The organism is Sphingomonas sp. FUKUSWIS1 (assembly GCF_000733135.1).
Classification (GTDB): Bacteria; Pseudomonadota; Alphaproteobacteria; order Sphingomonadales; family Sphingomonadaceae; genus Sphingomonas; species Sphingomonas aerolata.
This window is the reverse complement of sequence record NZ_JPJC01000006.1, coordinates 18,804-37,519: the sequence shown is the minus strand read 5'-3', so window position 1 is coordinate 37,519 and position 18,716 is coordinate 18,804. Positions and strand designations below refer to the sequence as shown.

Sequence of the window (18,716 nt, the reverse complement as noted above, 5' to 3'; positions counted from 1 at the left end):
TCCCCTGCGGGAGGGGGCTCAGTGCATCGGCCAGACAGCAACGATCAGCGGCGTGCCGACCAGCAGCACCAGCAGCGACAGTGGCGCGCCGAGCCGGGCGTAATCGCTGAACTTGTAGCCGCCCGGCCCCATCACCAGCGTGTTGCACTGATGGCCGATCGGCGTGAGGAAGTCGCACCCCGCGCCGACCGCGGTCGCCATCAGAAACGCCTCGGGCCGATAGCCCAGATCGCCCGCAAACGTCGCGGCGATCGGCGCCATCACCAGCACGGTCGCGGCATTGTTCAGGAACGGCGTCACCGCCATCGCTGCCGCCAGGATCAGCGCGACCGCCCCCCAGGGCGGCAGCGTCGATGCGGTCGCGGACAGCCAGGTCGCGATGACGTCCGACGCGCCGGTGGTGCGAAGCGAGTCGCTGACCGGGATCAACGCTCCAAGCATGATCAGGATCGGCCATTCGACATGGTCATAGGCCTCGCGCACCGGCAGCACGCCGGTCGCCATGATCAGACCCGCCGCCGCGAAGAAGGCCACCGCCACGGGCACGAACCCCATCGCCGTTGCCCCCATCGCGACGCCGAGGATCCCGATCGGCAGCCAGCTGCGCTTCGAGACGCCAAGCCGCATCTCGCGCTGTGCCAGCGGCAGGCAACCCAGATCGCGCAGCTTGCCGGGCAGTTGTTCGAGCGGCCCCTGCAGCACCAGCACGTCGCCCGCGCGTAGCTCGATATTCGCCAGTCTGCGCGACAGATGCTCGCCCTGTCGCGAGATGGCGATCAGATTGACCCCGAACCGCGCCTGCAGCGCAAGCCGCGCCGCGGTCCGGCCCGCCAGCGGCGAACCGACACTGACGACCGCCTCGATCACGCCGACTTCATCGTCGTCCGCCTGATCCGCCTTTTCGCGGTCCTCGCCTTCGAGCTTCAGCCGGTCGCGCGCGATTACGCGTTCGAGCGCATCGGGTTCGCCGCCGAGGATCAGTACGTCGCCCGCCCTCAGGTGCGTATGCTCGTTCGGCGCGCTGCGCATGCCCGCGCGCAGGATCCGCGTGATCGACACCTCGCCGTCGTGCCGTGCGAGAAAATCCTCGACCGACTCGTCGACCGCGGGGGACGTCTCGGGGATTGCGGCTTCGGTGATATATCCTTTGATATCGAGCGCTTCGCCCATCGTTGGCGCAGCCCGCCGGTCGCGCGGCAGCAGGCGATAGGCGAAGCGCAGATAGATCAGCCCCATCACCGTCAGCCCGAGCCCGACCGGGGTATAATCGAACATCCCGAACGGCTGCCCGGTCATCTGCTCGCGGACGCGGCTGACGATGATGTTGGGCGAGGTACCGACAAGCGTGATGAGACCGCCGAGCAGCGACGCGGTCGCCATCGGCATCAGGAACACCGATGGCGAGGTGTTGTTCTTCTTCGCCATCTGGAACGCGGCAGGCATCAGCATCGCCAGCGCGCCGATATTCTTGACGAGCGCGGACGAGAACCCCACCGACGCCGTCAGCACGACGAGCTGCGATCGTACCCGCGTGACCCGCTTTGCAAGCTTCGCCAGCGCGAGTTCGATCACCCCCGAGCGCTGGACCGCCGCCGAGATGACGAGCGCCGAACCGACGATGATGACGATGTCGTCGGAAAAGCCCTTGAAGGCATCCTTCGGGCTGACAATCCCCAGCGCAATGCTCGCGAGCAGGGCCAGGATCGCGGTGACGTCATAGCGAAACCGTCCCCAGATGAAGAGCATCATCATGCCGATGAGCGTGGCGATCGAAAGGGATTGGGGAAGGGTCATCTGGCCTCGATATGTGACTGCCGATCAACCATGGCCGAAAGCGCTGGTTCCCACGACAAGGGGTCCTCCGGCGTTTGCCGCCGGTTCAATAGTCCTTCGAAATGCGGACGTTCGCACTCTGCCTGCCAAGCGTGGAGATGCTCGACAGCAGCGACAGCCAGCGAGTGACCTGGAACTCGACCTGCGTCGCGCTATAGCCCTGGCCGTCGGTGACGATCTCCGCATAGAGCCGCCGCGTCACATATTTGCCCGCGGCGATCGAGGTGCCCTGCCCCGTCTGCGGATCGGCAGGCAGGATGCGCAGCCGGTCGAGACCCGCCGCACGCCGCACCGCGTTGATCGGGTTGATACCGTTGCCGCCGTCCTGCAACGCCGCCACCGCCGCCGCGAGTTGCAGGGCCTCGGGCGCGGACAGGTTGGTGATCGACGTCCCGAACAGCAGGCGCGAGAGCAGCTCGTCCTGCGGCAGCGCAGGCGTGCTGGTGAACCCGATCTCGGGCTTGAGCGCATAGCCCGTGACGCGGATCGAGGCGTTGAGCCCGGTCGAGTCCGCATTCGCCTCGATGTCGAGCGCGGGATTGGCGGGGACGCCGCCATCGAACCGGATGACGCCGCGCGCCAGTTCGAATTCGCGCCCGGCAAATTCGTAATCGCCACGGATCAGCGTCGCACGGCCCGTGATCGCGGGATTCTGCGGCTCACCGGCGATCTGGAGATTGGCGGACCATTCGCTCGTCAGCCCCAGCCCGCTGACCATGACCTGGTTCGGTGCGCGGGCCTTGATCGCCAGCGTCCAGGGGCGCGTCGGCGCGGCCTTTTCCTCGCCGCCCTCGGGCAGGTTGATCTCCCGGATGTTGAGCTGCGGCACCGCGCTCGCCGCAGTCGCCTGGCCTAGCCGATAGCGACTCTTGTTCATCACCACGTCGCCCGCGATCACGCCGCCTATCCCGTCCGATGTGAACGTCAGCGGCCCCGTCACGGTCGCGCCGATATCGTCGCGATTGATCATCACCGCGCTTGCAGCCTGAAGCCGCAGGTCGATGCCGAGCCCGTTCCTGGCCGCGAAATCAAACTGGCCAACCCCCGTCACCCGGCCGCCCTTGCCCGCGTCCGCGGCGAAACGGTCGATCACCAGACGCGAGCCGCCGAACCGGCCGCTGGCCTGGACGTTCGACAGAATCGTGCCCGTCGTCCCGCTTTCGATGCGAGCGTTGGTCGCACGGACGACACCGCGGATTACCGGCGCTTCGAGCGTACCGACGACGTCCGCCCCGATCGCCACCGGTCCCGACAGGTCGAACAGCTCGACCCCCGTCAGCCGCCACAGCGTGTCCGCGGGCCCGCTGTAGCGAAGCTGTCCGAACAGCCGCGCGCGTGCGATCCGCGTGGCGAGGTCGCCCTCACCGAGCGGTGCGAGCTGCGCCTGTGCGCGCCCGATTGTCTTGCCACCCGAGGCGATCACCGCACGCACGCCGAGCTTGTCGGGCGACAGAAGCGCCGCGACCCCGACATCGATCGGCCGCGACGACAGCACGAGCCCCGCACGGCTGAGGCCACGGATCGTCACGTCCGCCTTGCCCGTCGGCGGGTTGCCGCCGCTCGTCGCGACACTGAACGTACCCGATGCCAGACCGCCAAGACCGAGTCCCGGATAGCCGATATCGAGGATGGCCAGCGGCATCCGCGTCATGCTCGCATCGATCGCGCTGGTCGAACCGGTGAAGCGTCCGCCGATCTGCGCCTCGCCCCCCGAGAAGCTCAGCCGCGTCGGTGCGAGGCGCCAGCCATCGCCGTCGCGGGTCACGATCGCCGGGCTCAACAGTCGGAGCGGTCGCCGGTCGAGCGTCCCTTGCGCGGCGATGCGATAACTGTCGGCGGTCACGTCGGTCACGCTCTCGATATCAAATGCGCGTCCGCGCGACCCGGCAATCGACGCCTTGATCTGCCCCACCCCGCCGCGCAGCGACGCGCTGCCCGCCAGCCGCCCGATGCTGAGCGCGCCGCGTTGCAAGCCTGCGCCGGTCGCGGTCGCCTCGATCGAGGTGCCCGCGGGGTCGAGAATCGTGACGAGGTCCATATGGCCACGCCGCAACGTCCAGCCGGCAAGCGTTCCCGCGCGCGCATCGACATGCGCCTCGACGCGCTGATTCTCGCCCACCGGCCGGAAGAGCAGTTCACCCGAAAGACCGCCGCCCGCCACCGCGAGCCGCCCGTTGAAGCCGCCATCGACGATCGCGAGCGTCCCCGTCGCGCGGGTCCCGCTGACGTTCAGCGCGGCGATCGCGATCGTGGCACCCGCGCCGCGCGGCAGGAGCAGCGTTCCGGCCGCGGTAAAGGGGCCAAGCCGCGAGCCACCCGCAGCGGCAAAGGCATAGCCCTGCGCGGTCGGATCGAGATGCGCCCGCACGTTGGTCAGCCCCAGCGCCGGACTGGGGCTGGCGAGGACGAGGTCGAGCGTCGGCCGCTCGATCCTGCCGTCCAGCGTCAGCGTGACCGGCCCGTAGTTTTGCTGACGGCCACCGCCCTCGAACCGGAAACTGCCGTCGCGCCGTCTGTAGCCGTTGCCGCTCAACCGGATCTGCGGCGCGACGAGGACGAGATTGTTGAAATGCAGGACTCCGTCCGTCGTCCGTTCGAGATTGGCGGTGAGCCGCGGCAGACCGCCTGCGAGACTGCGGAAGAAGGCGTTGTCGAGACGCAGCACCTGTGCCGCGCCCTGCCCAATCACGCGCGTCCCCTTGCCGTTCGGCCCCGGAACGACGCGCAGCGTCGACGTGACGTCGACGATTCCCAGCCCCGGGATCAGATAGCGACCGAGCCGGCCATTCACCCCGACGTCGAACCGTCCGGTGCGCAGATCGACCCGGATGCCGATCCGTCCGTTAAGCTTGTCGGAGCGCAGCACGAGGTCGTCACCGGTCAACAGCGCAGGCGTGATCCGCAGCCGCCCATCGACCGACAGGTTGCGCAGGATCCCCCCGGCGACATCGCCGACCCCGGTCACGCGGGCGGCGGTGACGCGGATCGGGACGGTGACCGGCGCCGCCGACAGACGCCCCTTGCCGGCGATCCGCACGCGATCGAAGCCGGTCTTGTCGAAGGTCAGTCGTGCCGCGTCGAGGCGGTAGTCGAAGCTTGCGGTCGCGAAGGCACCGTCGAGAATGGCGCGCAGTTCGATGCCGCTGCCCCCCATCGTCCCGATCAGCGCCGTCGGCCGCAGCAGCCGCGCCTTCACGCGAAGATCACGAAACGCGTTCGCGCCGAGATCGACGATACCCGTCGTGTCGAGCGAGAGCGCCGGCGACCGCAGCGACAGCCGCCCGTCGAGCCGGCGTTCGACGAACGTCGCGGCGCCATTGACCAGCACCCGCGGCGTCGTGAGCGCTGCGAGCCGTCCGCTGAGCAGCCCCGAGGGGGCGAGCGTTCCCGACAGCGTATAGCGTCCGCTTGCCTGTGAAAGCGCGAGATCGACCGCGCGTGCCGTGCCGACAATACCCTGTGCGCGGCCCGTCCAGCGTGCCCAGCGGCCGTCACCGGTGACGACGAGCGCGACGTTGCTCCGGGCGCCGATCATCCGGGCGAGCACCCCGTTCGCCGCCCCGCGCGCCGCTACGTCCAGATCGAACCGGTCTCGCGCTGGCTCCGCATCGATCCGCAGCTTGAGCCGGTCGCTGCCCGCGACCAGCGCGTTCACGTCGACGAGCGCGCGTCCCGAGCGGATATCGGCACGGCCGTCGAGCCGCGCGACGCGTGCGGTGCCGAGCACGCGCGTGTCGAGCAGCAGGCGTCCGACCGTGAGCCGCCCGATCCGGATGTCGAAATCGGGGAGGATCGGCGTGCGCCTCTTCGACGGTCGCGTGCGCGGGACGTGGAACAGCGTCGCGCGATCGATCGCGAGCCGGCGGATCTCGAGCCGGTTCGAAAACCAGCGGATGGGCGACCAGTCGAGTTCGACGCGCGGCGCCTGGAACACGAGCCCGTCGAGATCATAGACGCGCAGATCAGTCAGCCGCGTATCACCATAGAGAGACCCGTCGATCCGCCCGATCGTGAAGCGCAGCCCGTTGGCCGCGCGGATCGCGCCGACCCGATTGGCGACATAGCGGTGGCCGATATCGGTATCGACGATCAGCAGCGCGGCGCCGAGGATCGCCACCAGGGCAAGGAACGCCGCCGCAAGCCAGCGCCACCAGCGGCGCCGTGGCACAGGCCGGCCCGGCTCTGTCGTCTCGGTCGCGGCGTCGGTCAAAACGCCTGTCCCAGCGATACATAGACCGCGATCCGGCTGTCGCCCGGTTGCGGGTTGATCGGCGTCCCGACATCGAATCGGATCGGGCCGAAGTTCGAATAATAGCGCACCCCGATCCCCGTGCCATATTGCAGGCCGGTGAATTTGGGCAGCGGCGACGTGTAGATGTTGCCCGCATCGAGGAACGGCACGACCCCGAAATTGCCGAACGCCTTGATCCGCGCCTCGATCGAGAATTCGGTCAGGCTGCGGCCGCCGATCGGGTCGTTGTTCGGATCGCGCGGACCGATCGACTGATAGCCATAGCCGCGTATCGACGCGCCGCCGCCGGCATAGAAACGCCGCGACGGTGCCACCTGATCGCGCGGCGCGCCGACGATCGTGCCGAGCCGGGTCCGCCCCGCCAGCACGATCCCGTCGCTGACCGTCCGGTACACGCTCGCGTCGATCTGCGTCCGCGCATAGCCGAACACCGATCCCTGGAACGATGCCTCCGGGCTCAGCCGCCCGCCGAGCCGGAACCCGCGCGTCGGGTTGAGCAGGTCGTCCGATCCGTCATAATTCAGCGTGGTCGGCAGCGCGCCGATGAAGAAGGTCCGGCGTCGAGGATCGCCGGTCGACACGATCACGTCGCGTTCGTCCGACGCGATCAGCTCCGCGCCGAGCGACCAGGTCCAGGTCTTCTGGAAGAAGATGTTCGTCTGGCGTTCGATGCTGCCGGCCAGCGTGAAGGTCTTGGCCTCATACGCATCGCGGTTGATATGCACCGCGGAGACCTGCGCGGTCAGCACGCGGTCGCGCGCATGAAAGTTGTTGCGGCGATAGACGATCGCGCCGAGCTGCTCCTGCGTCCCGATAACGCTGCGCAGCGTGAGCGCGCCCTCGGGCGGAAACAGGTTGCGATGCGTCCAGCTGACCTCGGCGCGTGCGCCCTCGCCCGTGCCATACCCAAGCTCGCCCGCGACCGTGCGCGGCGGCGCGCGGTCGAGCTTCACACCGATATCGACGCTGTCGGCGGTGCTGCCCGGGATCGGCCTGACCTCGACCGACGACACCAGGCTGGTCTGGACGAGCGCCCGGCGCAGATCGTCCAGCTCGCCCGCATCATAGGGCTGACCGGGCGTGAACCGCGCGATCTCCTGCACATGCTCCGCATCGAACACGCGGTTGCCGGGCAGCGCGACGATCCGGCCAAAGCGCTTCTGGCCGCCCGGGACGATCGACAGGTCGAGCGTCGCGGTGCGCGTCGCATGGTCCACCACGATCGCCGGATCGCCGACCTTGGCGAACGGAAAGCCCTCGCGCCCGATCTGAGTCGTCAGCTTGGCCTCGCCCGCGACGATCGCATCCGAGTTGACCGGGTCGGCAGGCTTGATGCCGAAGGCCTGGGCCAGCGCGGGCGCCTTGTCCCCCGCCGCCGCCAGACCATCGATCGTCACGCCCGTGAAGGTGTAGCGCGTGCCCGGATCGGCCGAGACGATCACCAGCGGCTTCTGCCCGGGCTCGACCCGGGTGGTGACGCGCGCGTCATAATAGCCCTCGGCGCGCAAAAGGCTGTTGAGCAGGTCGCCGTCCTCGCGCGCACGGCGATCGAGCTGCGCGGCATTGGCAACCTCGCCGTCGTTCGCGTTGAGCGTCGAGAGCTGGTCAAACCGCTGTTTCAGCAGCGCGTTTCCAACCGAGTCGATCCCTTCCAGCCGCCACGAATAGCGCGTCTCGGTCGTCGCATCGGTGTTGGTCGCGACGGTGACTGGATCATCGGTGGCGGCGGCAAGATCGGGCCAGGCGACGCCGATATCCGGCAGCGGCGCGAGCGGGGACATGGGATCGAGCGACACCGGCGCGTCCGCGGCCGCAGCGCCCTCCTGCGGCGTGGACACGCGTGTCTGGGCGGCGGCGCGGGGGGGCGCCGTCAGCATCGGCACGACAAGGACGGCGGTGGCCGTACCGATCCCGACCCACCCGAAGCGATACACCATGCTCGCCTCCTAGCCGGGCTTGGCCCCCCGCAACAGTCGTTCGTGACGCATTTTCGCCACGTTTCGTCATGACATCGAAATACTCTGCCGGACAATCAGCGCGTTGCGCGGTGCATCGTCCGCGCCGACGGCGGGCACTGGCGTCCGCGCGCGCGACGTGGCAGGTGCGGGACATGGCTGACAAACGTCCGACCGCCGCCGGCGGCTTCCTGATCGCGATGGGCATTCTTGGCGGCGCGGGGGTCGGATTTGCGATCGGCCAGGCCACGCCCGGTCTCCTGATCGGCACCGCGATCGGCGTCGCCGCAGCGCTCCTCGTCTGGATCCGTGACCGCCGCTAGGCGGGTTCGCGCATCTGCCAGACGACGCGGCCGACAATGTCGACCGGGCCGTCGGGTACAGGCGGCGCGGCAGGATTGTCGCTCGACACGGCGAGCGTCCCATCGCGCAACGCGACCCGCTTGACCATCGTCAGGCCATCGACCCGGATGACGTGAAGCCGTCCGCGCGCGCCCGGCACCGTGGTCGCCATATCGACGATGATGTGATCGCCATCCTGCAGGCCGGGCTCCATCGATGTTCCCCGGACCCGGATGATCGCCGCCTGCCCGTCGCGCAGCCCGAGCCGCCGCGCCAGCGCGGGGTCGATCACGTCGGTGCCCAGCAGCACCTCGTCATCGACCAGCGCGCCCGGCCCGGCCGACGCCTGCACCGCCAGGCGGGCGATCCGAAACCCGGTTCGCCTTTCGCTGCCCTTCGTTCCGCTCCCGCCGAGCACATGATCCTCGACGCCGAGATACTGAGCGAGCAGCCGGCGATCGTCCTCCGCCAACCGTCGTGGCGACCCGCGCTTCACATACTGCTGCAGATAGGCCGCGTTGCGTCCCAGCATCGCCGACAGGGCCGCCATACTGTCCCCGCGCGCAGCCGCAAGCCGTGCCAGCGCTGCTCGGGGATCGGGATCGGACATGGCGAGACCATAGCGCAGGAAAAATCCTAGACAAGTTGGATTTCAGGGAACAGATCGTGAACGGAGACGGGAATCACGAGGAGCAAACGATGTCCGTACTGGTCAAGATCAACCGATATCTGCGGCAGACCGACATGGGGGCGGCCACCTTCGGACGGCGTGCGGTGAATGATTCCCGGCTCGTCGCGGATCTCAGACGCGGTCGCCAGCCACGCGCGGGACTGGTCGCGCGGATCGAGGCGTTCATCGCGAACACGTCCGGGCGCGGCCGGTCGTGATGATGGACCCCCTGCGCGGCCCCGATGTCGCGACGCGGTTGATCCGCGCACTTCACGCCAGTGCCGCAGCATCGGGCACGTCATTCGAGCTGATCGAGACGGTTTCGCGCCCATGGGCGAGCGCGACCTTCTCGGGCGAGCAACATCATCTGGTCATCCTGGCGGATCCCATACCCGGTTTTCGATCCTGGCTTGCCGCCCTGCCCGATGCCGAGCTGCCGCTGCGGGGGCACATCCTCGCCGATCTCGCGATCGACGCAGTGGAGCTGGTCGGGTCGCGGCTGCGTGTCACCATCGCGGCGTTGACGCTGATCGACGCATAGCCATGCCTTGGGGCTGGACTTTCGGCCTTGGAAACACGAAGTCGGCGGCCAATGAAGGAGATGACGATGGCAGGCACCGGCGCCGGAATGGGCAAGTTCGAATGGGCGGATCCGTTCCTGCTCGACGACCAGCTGAGCGAAGACGAACGCATGATCCGCGATACCGCGCGCGCCTATGCCGAGGACAAGCTCGCGCCGCGGATCATCGACGCGTTCCAGCACGAACATACCGATCCCGCGATTTTCCGCGAGATGGGTGATCTCGGCCTGCTCGGACCGACTATCCCAGAGGAATATGGCGGCGTCGGCGCCTCCTATGTCGCGTACGGCCTAGTCGCGCGCGAGGTCGAGCGGATCGACTCGGGTTATCGCTCGATGATGTCGGTCCAGTCGAGCCTGGTGATGTACCCGATCAATGCGTTCGGTTCCGAAGCACAGAAGCGCAAATATCTGCCGAAGCTCGCGACTGGCGAGTTCATTGGTTGCTTCGGACTGACCGAGCCCGATGCGGGGTCGGACCCCGGCGGCATGACGACGCGCGCGAAGAAGACCGCGAACGGCTATGTCATCTCGGGCGCCAAGACCTGGATCTCCAACTCGCCGATCGCCGACGTGTTCGTGGTCTGGGCCAAGTCCGACGAGCATGGCGGTGGCATCCGCGGCTTCATCCTGGAACGCGGGATGAAGGGGCTCGAGACGCCCAAGATCGAGGGCAAGCTGTCGCTGCGGGCGTCGATCACCGGCATGATCCTGATGGACGAGGTCGAGGTCGGCGAGGACGCGTTGCTCCCCGACGTCCAGGGGCTGAAGGGGCCGTTCGGCTGTCTCAACCGCGCGCGCTACGGGATCTCGTGGGGTGCGCTCGGTGCCGCCGAATTCTGCTTCCACGCCGCGCGGCAATATGGCCTCGATCGCAACCAGTTCGGCACCCCGCTCGCCGGGCGGCAGCTCTATCAGAAGAAGCTCGCCGACATGGAGACCGAGATCGCGCTCGGGCTCCAGGCGTCACTGCGCGTCGGGCGGCTGATGGACGAGGGGCGGTTCGCGCCCGAGATGGTCTCGATCGTCAAGCGCAACAATGTCGGCAAGGCGCTCGACATCGCGCGGATGAGTCGGGACATGCACGGCGGCAACGGCATTTCGGGGGAATATCAGGTAATGCGTCACATGATGAACCTCGAGACGGTCAACACCTATGAGGGCGCACACGACGTCCACGCGCTGATCCTCGGCCGCGCGATCACGGGTATTGCAGCGTTCTAGTGATAGGCCACGTGCTTGCTTGCCACCCCGGCGAAGGCCGGGGCCCAGTTGGGGAACGCGCCTTGGCTGATGCTGCGTGTCGTTACTACAACCTTTCCAACTGGGCCCCGGCCTCCGCCGGGGTGGTGATTTAATCGTGGAAGGCAAACCTACACCCCTCGCCGGCCTAAAGGTCGTCGAACTCGCCCGCATCCTCGCCGGCCCCTGGGCTGGCCAGGTGCTCGCCGATCTCGGTGCCGACGTCACCAAGGTCGAGAGCCCCGCCGGCGACGACACCCGGACCTGGGGCCCGCCGTTCATCGACAACCCCGACGGCACCCGCGACGCGGCCTATTTCCACGCCGCCAACCGCGGCAAGCGCTCGGTCGTCGCGGACTTCACGACGCCCGAGGGACAGGCTGCGGTTCGTGCGCTGATCGCCGACGCCGATGTCGTGATCGAGAATTTCAAGGTCGGCGGGCTTGCCAGATACGGGCTCGACTATTCGACGCTCGCCGCAATCAATCCGCGGCTCGTCTATTGCTCGATCACCGGCTTCGGACAGGACGGACCCTACGCACCGCGCGCGGGCTATGACTTCATCGTCCAGGGCATGAGCGGGATCATGGATCTCACCGGCGAGCCCGATGGGGCGCCGCAGAAGATCGGGGTCGCGTTCGCCGACATCATGACCGGGCTGTATTCGGTGATCGCGATCCAGGCGGCGCTCGCGATGCGCGAGCGGACCGGTCGGGGGCAGCAGATCGACATGGCGCTGCTCGACACGATGACCGGCGTCCTCGCCAATCAGGCGATGAACTGGTTCGCGAGCGGCGTCTCGCCGACGCGGGTCGGCAACGCCCACATGAACGTATGCCCCTATGCCGTATTCCCGACCAGCGACGGGTGGTTCATCCTCGCGGTCGGCAATGACGGGCAGTTCCGGCGGTTCTGCGATGCGATGGGCTTACCTGAAATGCGCGACGATCCGCGGTTCGCGACCAATGCCGGGCGGCTCGCCTTCAAGGACATCTTGTTTGCAGGGATCGAGGCGGCGACCTCGCTGGTGCCTAAACTCGAGCTGCTCGCGCGGCTGGAGGCGGTCGGTGTCCCCGCCGGGCCGATCAACACCGTCGCGCAGGCATTCGACGATCCACAGGTGATCGCGCGCGGCATGGCGATCGACGTCGTGCGTCCGGATGGATCGACCGTCCCGGGTCTCCGCACGCCGATCCGCTTCTCGGATGCCGATCTCGCGACCGGGCGCGCGGCACCAATGCTACCAAAACACCCGTCATCCTGACGAAAGTCAGGATCCAGAGCCACGGACGGTAGCGGTCGTGGCTCTGGATCCTGGGTCTAGCCCAGGATGACGACGGGGATTAGGCGACGGCCGTCACCGGCTTGCGCGCATACACCCCGTACGCAAGGATCAGCGCGTAGCAGATCGCCGGGAGCAGCAACGCGAAGTGCAGGCTGCCCGACGAGTCCGCGAGCACGCCCGTGAAATAGGGAATGATCGCGCCGCCGACGATCGCCGTGGCGATCACGCCCGACCCCTCGGCCGCACGCTTGCCAAGGCCTTCAGATGCCAAGGCGAAGATCGTCGGGAACATCACCGAATTCATGAGCCCGATCGACAGCAAGGCCCAACCCGACACGGCACCCTCGGTATTCGCCGAGATCAGGATCAGCGCCAGCGTCCCGGTCGCGACACCGGCCAGAACCTTGCCTGGCGACACCTTGTTGAGGACATAGGCCCCGATGAACCGCCCGATCAGCGCGCCGCCCCAGTAGAAGGGCACGTGCTGACCGGCAGCGACATCGCTCAGGCCCATCACGCTCGGCTGCATCAGGTAGTTGACGATCAGCGAGCCGACCGCGACCTCGGCGCCGACATAAAGGAAGATGCACGCCGTCCCCATCGCGAAGCGCGGGCGCTTGAGCAGCGTGAAGGCGTGGAGGATGCTGCCCGTCTGCTCCTGCTCCTCGTTCAGCCGGTTCCGCCGCGTCCAGACGACGGCGGCGACGATCAGCAGCGCGATCGCGAGGCCGATATAGGTGTGCACGACGGTCCGCGACGATTCGGTCCGGTAGGCGTCAAGCGCGGCGCCGGTCAGCGTCGAGGAATCCACCGTCGCGAGACCACCAAGGATGACCGCGGAACCGACATAAGGGAAGATCGTCGTGCCGAGCGAGTTGAACGCCTGCGCGAAGGTCAGCCGGCTCGATGCCGATTTCGGCGCGCCGAGCGCCGAGATCAGCGGGTTGGCGACGACCTGAACGACCGTGATGCCCGCGCCCAGCACGAAAAGCGCGAACAGGAACATCTCGAAGCTGGCCTTGCCCGCCGCCGGGATGAACAACAGGCACCCGACGGTCATCGTCACCAGCCCGATCGAGGCGGTGCGCATATAACCGGCCTTGCGCACGATCGCCGCGGCAGGAATCGAGAACAGCGCATAGGCGAGGAAGAAGGCCGACTGGACCAGCATCGCGGTCGCATGGTCGAGCGTGAACAGCTCCTTCATCTTCGGAATGATGATGTCGTTCAGCGAGGTGATGCCACCGAAGATGAAGAACAGGGCGAAGACGAAGACGCGCAGGTCGGGGGCGTCGTAACCGTGATTGGCATCGCCCTCTGCGGCGGCGCCTCCCGCGGCGGCGGTGTGATGGGTGTCGACATGCATGATAAATTGCGCCCTCTCGCGGTCTTGTTGGGCGGCGGCATAAGCCGGGGCGACCGCGCGTGGCAATGGTTAGAGGCGCGTTCGCGTCCGGCCGCGGCGTGGCACCCGTCGATTGCCGCGCTTTCGGGCATCGGGTATGCCGTTTGCAAACGCGACAAGGGAGAGCATGAGATGGCGACCGCAGCGCTGCGCAATTCGACGGTTTCACCCGCGGAATGGGAGGCCCGCCAACAGCTTGCCGCCTGCTACCGGGTCTTCGACATGCTCGGCTGGTCCGAGATGATCTACAACCACATCACGTTGAAGATCCCCGGCGAGGACGGCGCGTTCCTGATCAACCCGTTCGGGCTGCATTTCAGCGAGGTGACTGCGTCGAGCCTCGTCAAGATCGACATCGACGGCAACAAGCTCGACCAGAACCCCTATCCGGTCAATCTCGCGGGCTTCACGCAGCACGCGCTGTTCCACAAGCACCTGCCCGACGCGCATTGCATCATGCACACGCACACCACCGCGGGCATGGCGGTCAGCGCGGTCGAGGGCGGGCTTCAGCCGACCAATTTCTATGCGTGCAACTTCATCGGCCAGATCGCCTATCATGATTTCGAGGGCGTCACCGTCCGGTCGGAAGAGGGCGAACGGCTGATCGAGCATCTCGGCGACAAGCGCGTGATGCTGCTGCGCAATCACGGCATCCTGGTCATGGGCCGGACGCTGCCCGAGGCGTTCATCAAGCACTGGTCGCTGCAGCGCGCCTGCGAGATCCAGGTCGCGACGGCGTCGATGGGCACGCCGATCCTGATCCCCGACGATGTCGTCAAGGTCCACCAGCGCGATCTCGGCAAGGTCTCGCTGCCCGGTGGCGCGGGCAAGGCGGATTTCGAGGCGATGGTTCGGCTGGTTGACAAGCGTGACACGAGCTGGCGGCAATAGCCCCCTCCCCTCCGCCCAGGGGATCGGCTAGCGCGCGGGGATGACCCGCTTCACCGTCAACAACCAGGCGATCGAATATCGGCTCGATCCCGCGACGCCGCTGCTCTGGGCGCTGCGCGACGCGTCGAACCTGACGGGGACCAAATATGGCTGCGGCACCGGCCATTGCGGCGCCTGCACGGTCGATATCGACGGTCGTGCGGTGCGCAGCTGCCGTGTGCCGATCGGGTCGATCGAGGGGCGCTACGTCACCACGATCGAGGGGCTGTCGCACGAACGCAACCACCCGCTGCAGCTCGCCTTCATCGCCGAAGCGGTGCCGCAATGCGGCTTCTGCATCCCCGGCATGATCATGGCCGCCGCCGCGCTGCTGAAACGCGATGCAAACCCGAGCGAAGCGCTGATCCGCGAACAGATCACCAATCTGTGCCGCTGCGGCGTCTATCCGCGCGTCGTCGAGGCGATCCAGCGCGCGGGCCGCGCGACCCGGGGTGAGGAGGTCCTGCCCGCTGGCCCGCGCCCCGGGATCGACCCGGCGGATTCCGCACGGCTCGTTCCCGCGCTCGTCCCGCCGCCCGCGCGCTAAGCCGCACGCGCACGAATCCTGTCGGATCGCTGACCAAGCCATTCAGCGTCGCCTCACGCCCGTAAGGCTAGAAGGGGTGCACCATAGGAGCCGGCTCGTGCGCCGGCAGTCGAGGACGACGGCAATGACGCGGAGTTTCCTGAAGATCTTGCTCGTGGCATCCGCACTGGTGCCGGTTGCCGCACAGGCGCAGCGGTTCGGTGCCGAGGCGCCGGGGAATGGCGAGATGCGCGGTGATTGGAGCGATCGCGGCGATCGGGGCGATCGGGGCGATCGTCCGCAACGTGCGGACCAGGGCACGGTCGTGCAGGGCCAGGCACGCGGTGACGGTGGCTATGGGCGTAACGGCCGCCCGGACGCGCCCCGCCAGGACTGGAATGCACGTGTGGGGTCGGACCGGCAGGCCGACCAGGTTCGCGAGAACTGGGTCCGCGGCAATGCGCAGCGCGATGCCGCCCGCCAGGACGTCCGAAACGACCGCCGCGGTCAGCCCGATCGCGCGCGCTTTGACGGCCGCCCAGGCGAGGACCGCGGCTATCGTGACGTTCCACGCGGGCGCGACGACCTCCGCGGCCGCCCGGATGGGCGTGGACGCGACGACTGGCGCGGCCGTGACGGCGATCGGGACCGCGGCGGCTATCGCAGCGGCCAGCATTTTGGCGGCTACGGCACCGTCCAGGGCTATGGCCGCGGCGGATATGGCCAGCGCGGCGCATGGAACCGCGGCTGGCGCAGCGACAATCGCTATGGCTGGAGCGACTATCGCGCGAGCAACCGCGGCGCCTACCGCCTGCCGCGCTATTATGCGCCGAACGGATGGGGCTCGGGCTATCGCCGCTTCGGCATCGGCTTTTCGCTGAACAGCATCCTGTACAACCAGAATTACTGGATCCAGGATCCCTACACCTATCGCCTGCCCGAGGCCTATGGGCCGTATCGCTGGGTCCGCTATTACAACGACGCGTTGCTCGTCGATCTCGACAGCGGGCGGGTCGTCGACACGGTCTACGACATCTTCTGGTAGGCGCATCGCGGCACGACGAGCGACCGCGCCCGTCGTGCCGCACGCGTTCGCCCCCTTGCGTTTCGCGGACGGCTGCGCAAATTCGGATCCATGGGTTTATTCACCAAAGCCAAGCCGCAGGATCCGATGGCGCCGACGCGGCAGGCGGCGGGCGCCAGCGTCGCCGCGCGGCTCGACGCCAATCCGAAGGTCCAGCGGATCGCGATCGACGGCGTGCAATTCTATCACCACGCCAATTTCCTCGACGCCGCAACCTGTCGCGCGCTCATCGCGCTGATTGATTCGAAGCGGCGACCGTCGACGCTGCTGTCCGACCGCCCGAACAGCAGTTTCCGCACGTCGGAGAGCTGCGACATGGATCGCTGGTCCCCCGATGTGCAACCCACCGACGAGGCGATCGCCGCGCTGCTCGGCATTGACCTGCCGCATGGCGAAACGATGCAGGGGCAGCGTTACGCCCCCGGCCAGCAATTTCGCGCGCATCACGATTATTTCCATGCGAGCGAAAGCTATTGGGACAAGATGCAGGAACAGGGCGGCCAGCGCACCTGGACCGCGATGGTCTATCTGAACGACGTGCCCGAGGGTGGCGCCACGTGGTTCCCGCAGGCGGGCGTCAAGGTCGCGCCCAAGCGCGGGCTGCTGCTCGCGTGGAACAACATGAGCCCCGACGGCAGCCCCAATGGCCTGACGCTCCACGAAGGCATGCCGGTGGTTGAGGGCGTCAAATACATCGTCACGAAATGGTTTCGCGAACGCCCCTGGATCAAGTGACGCCCCCCCCGCCGGGGGAGGGTGGCCTGGCCGCGTCGGTGAACCCGCTCGACAATCCCCCCGCAGCCACTACCTCCGGCGCATGACAGTTCTCGGCGTAACCTCCTCGATCCTCGGCCAGCCCTGGCGCTGGCGCTGGCGCTCGCTCGCCGCAGACGCGCGCGACGGGTTTGGCGGCGACGATCTGGTGACCCAGCTCCTTCTCGCACGCGGCTGCCCGCGCGAGGCGCTCGACGCGCACCGCACGCCGTCGATCCGCGCGTTCATGCCCGACCCGTCGATCTTCCGCGACATGGACCGCGCAGCCGATCGGCTCGCCGATGCGGTGCAGGCGGGCGAACAGGTCGCGATCTTCGGCGATTACGACGTCGACGGCGCGACTTCCGCCGCGCTGATGATCCTCGTGCTGCGCGATCTGGGGATCGAGGCGCGCGCCTATATCCCCGACCGCCTGCTCGAAGGCTATGGCCCGTCGGGCGAGGCCATGGTCCGGCTCGCGGGCGAAGGCGCCTCGCTGATCGTCACCGTCGACTGCGGCGCGCAGGCGTTCGACGCGCTCGATGCCGCGCGCGATGCGAAGGTCGATGTGATCGTGATCGATCACCACAAATGCTCGACTGCGCTCCCGCACGCATTGGCACTCGTCAATCCCAACCGGCTCGACGAGGATGAGGGCGCCGCACACGGCCATCTCGCTGCGGTCGGCATGTGCTTCCTCGCCGCCGCCGCGCTCGTCCGCACGCTGCGCACGCGTGGCTTCTTTGAGAACCGCGCCGAGCCCAAGCTCATCGACCTGCTCGACATCGTCGCGCTCGGCACGGTCGCCGACGTCGCGCAGTTGCGCGGGCTCAACCGTGCGTTCGTCGCACAGGGGCTGAAGGTCATGGGCGCGCGCCGCAACATCGGCGTCGCGGCGTTGATCGCGGCGTCGCGACTGACGCGCAACCCGACCTGCACCGATCTCGGCTTCGCGCTCGGCCCGCGGATCAACGCCGGCGGGCGCATCGGCCGCGCCGATCTCGGCGTCCGCCTGCTGACCACGCAGGACCCCGACGAGGCGCGCGGGATCGCCGAGGAGCTCGACCGTCTCAACGAGGAACGCCGCGCGATCGAGACCGCGGTGCAGGAGGCCGCCGACCTGCTCGCCAGCCGCGAGCGCAGCGTCTCGGTCGTCGCCGGACAGGGCTGGCATCCCGGCGTCATCGGCATCGTCGCAGGCCGGCTGAAGGAAAAGCTCGGTCGGCCCGCGATCGTCATCGCGATCGACGAACACGGCATCGGCAAGGGATCGGGCCGGTCGATCCCGGGCGTGGACCTCGGCGCGGCGGTGATGGCGGCGCGTGAGCAGGGCCTGCTCGTTTCAGGGGGCGGCCACGCGATGGCGGCCGGACTGACGATTGCCGAAGCGGCGATCCCGGCTTTCGCCGACTTCCTCGAGGACCGGCTCGCCGCAGCGGTCTCGCAGTCCAATGACGGCCGTGCGCTTTTGCTCGATGCGGTCCTGGCCGCGGGCGGGGTCAATCCTGCGCTGGTCGAGTCGATGGACGCAGGGGGACCTTATGGGATGGGCTGGCCCGCACCGCGCGTCGCGATGGGGCCGGTCCGCGTGATCAAGGCGGATGTGGTGGGCAATGGCCATGTCCGCACGATCGTCGCGGGCGACGACGGCCGCAGCGTCAAGGCGATGGCGTTCCGCGCCGCCGAGACGCCGCTCGGTCAGGCGCTGCTCGGCGCGGCCCCGCACCGCAAGCTCTGGCTCGCCGGTCGCGCCAAGATCGACGACTGGGCATCGCGCCCCGCAGCAGAATTGCACGTCGAAGATGCCGCTTGGGCCGATTGAAGGGTTGACGGGCCAGCCACTTGGCCTTAGGCGC

At 67.9% G+C, this 18,716-nt stretch carries 15 protein-coding genes; 10 read left to right on the top strand and 5 right to left on the bottom strand.

Annotated elements, in window-relative coordinates:
* Nucleotides 1-18: 18 nt before the first annotated feature.
* The 3 genes from sphsw_RS00440 to sphsw_RS00430 all read right to left on the bottom strand — a co-directional run bounded on the left by sphsw_RS00440 (nt 19) and on the right by sphsw_RS00430 (nt 8,022).
* Nucleotides 19-1,794: an SLC13 family permease gene (locus tag sphsw_RS00440; RefSeq protein ID WP_031438889.1), complete on the bottom strand. Its 1,776-nt coding sequence runs from the start codon at nt 1,792-1,794 to the stop codon at nt 19-21.
* 85 nt (nt 1,795-1,879) lie between these two features.
* A complete protein-coding gene (locus sphsw_RS00435) occupies nt 1,880-6,043 on the bottom strand; it encodes a translocation/assembly module TamB domain-containing protein (protein ID WP_200873996.1) in 4,164 nt (1,387 codons plus the stop codon).
* Entirely contained in the window at nt 6,040-8,022 is a 1,983-nt protein-coding gene (locus sphsw_RS00430) for an autotransporter assembly complex protein TamA (RefSeq protein ID WP_031438887.1), read from the bottom strand. The genes sphsw_RS00435 and sphsw_RS00430 overlap by 4 nt, the downstream gene beginning before the upstream one ends.
* Before the next feature lie 173 nt (nt 8,023-8,195).
* On the opposite strand from sphsw_RS00430, the gene sphsw_RS20035 reads away from it, so the two are divergent.
* Complete coding sequence (locus sphsw_RS20035; protein WP_199848933.1) at nt 8,196-8,363, top strand: hypothetical protein; 168 nt, start codon at nt 8,196-8,198, stop codon at nt 8,361-8,363.
* Here the strand turns inward: sphsw_RS20035 and sphsw_RS00420 are convergent.
* A complete protein-coding gene (locus sphsw_RS00420) occupies nt 8,360-8,992 on the bottom strand; it encodes a S24 family peptidase (protein WP_031438886.1) in 633 nt (210 codons plus the stop codon). The two genes, sphsw_RS20035 and sphsw_RS00420, sit on opposite strands and share 4 nt — an antisense overlap.
* A gap of 89 nt (nt 8,993-9,081) precedes the next feature.
* Here sphsw_RS00420 and sphsw_RS00415 point away from each other — a divergent pair, with 89 nt between their 5' ends.
* The 4 genes from sphsw_RS00415 (at nt 9,082) to sphsw_RS00400 (ending at nt 12,138) form a co-directional block, all read left to right on the top strand.
* Entirely contained in the window at nt 9,082-9,270 is a 189-nt protein-coding gene (locus sphsw_RS00415) for a hypothetical protein (RefSeq protein WP_031438885.1), read from the top strand.
* Nucleotides 9,267-9,593, top strand: coding sequence for a hypothetical protein (locus sphsw_RS00410; RefSeq protein WP_414712102.1), 327 nt, complete (start codon nt 9,267-9,269; stop codon nt 9,591-9,593). The genes sphsw_RS00415 and sphsw_RS00410 overlap by 4 nt, the downstream gene beginning before the upstream one ends.
* A gap of 66 nt (nt 9,594-9,659) precedes the next feature.
* Entirely contained in the window at nt 9,660-10,856 is a 1,197-nt protein-coding gene (locus tag sphsw_RS00405; protein ID WP_031438883.1) for an acyl-CoA dehydrogenase, read from the top strand.
* A gap of 136 nt (nt 10,857-10,992) precedes the next feature.
* Complete coding sequence (locus sphsw_RS00400) at nt 10,993-12,138, top strand: CaiB/BaiF CoA transferase family protein (protein WP_031438882.1); 1,146 nt, start codon at nt 10,993-10,995, stop codon at nt 12,136-12,138.
* Nucleotides 12,139-12,217: 79 nt separating this feature from the next.
* Here sphsw_RS00400 and sphsw_RS00395 read toward each other — a convergent pair whose 3' ends face one another.
* On the bottom strand, nt 12,218-13,525 hold the full coding sequence (locus tag sphsw_RS00395; RefSeq protein ID WP_031438881.1) for a sugar MFS transporter: 1,308 nt from the start codon (nt 13,523-13,525) through the stop codon (nt 12,218-12,220).
* Between the two features lie 171 nt (nt 13,526-13,696).
* On the opposite strand from sphsw_RS00395, the gene sphsw_RS00390 reads away from it, so the two are divergent.
* From sphsw_RS00390 to recJ, 5 genes are all read left to right on the top strand, one after another.
* Entirely contained in the window at nt 13,697-14,458 is a 762-nt protein-coding gene (locus sphsw_RS00390) for a class II aldolase/adducin family protein (protein WP_031438880.1), read from the top strand.
* A 40-nt stretch (nt 14,459-14,498) separates the two neighbouring features.
* Complete coding sequence (locus tag sphsw_RS00385) at nt 14,499-15,044, top strand: (2Fe-2S)-binding protein (protein WP_031438879.1); 546 nt, start codon at nt 14,499-14,501, stop codon at nt 15,042-15,044.
* Between the two features lie 124 nt (nt 15,045-15,168).
* Nucleotides 15,169-16,068, top strand: a complete 900-nt coding sequence (locus tag sphsw_RS00380) for an RcnB family protein (RefSeq protein WP_031438878.1) — start codon at nt 15,169-15,171, stop codon at nt 16,066-16,068.
* Between the two features lie 90 nt (nt 16,069-16,158).
* A complete protein-coding gene (locus sphsw_RS00375) occupies nt 16,159-16,842 on the top strand; it encodes a prolyl hydroxylase family protein (RefSeq protein ID WP_031438877.1) in 684 nt (227 codons plus the stop codon).
* Between the two features lie 82 nt (nt 16,843-16,924).
* Nucleotides 16,925-18,682, top strand: a complete 1,758-nt coding sequence (gene recJ / locus sphsw_RS00370) for a single-stranded-DNA-specific exonuclease RecJ (RefSeq protein WP_031438876.1) — start codon at nt 16,925-16,927, stop codon at nt 18,680-18,682.
* Nucleotides 18,683-18,716 lie beyond the last annotated feature (34 nt).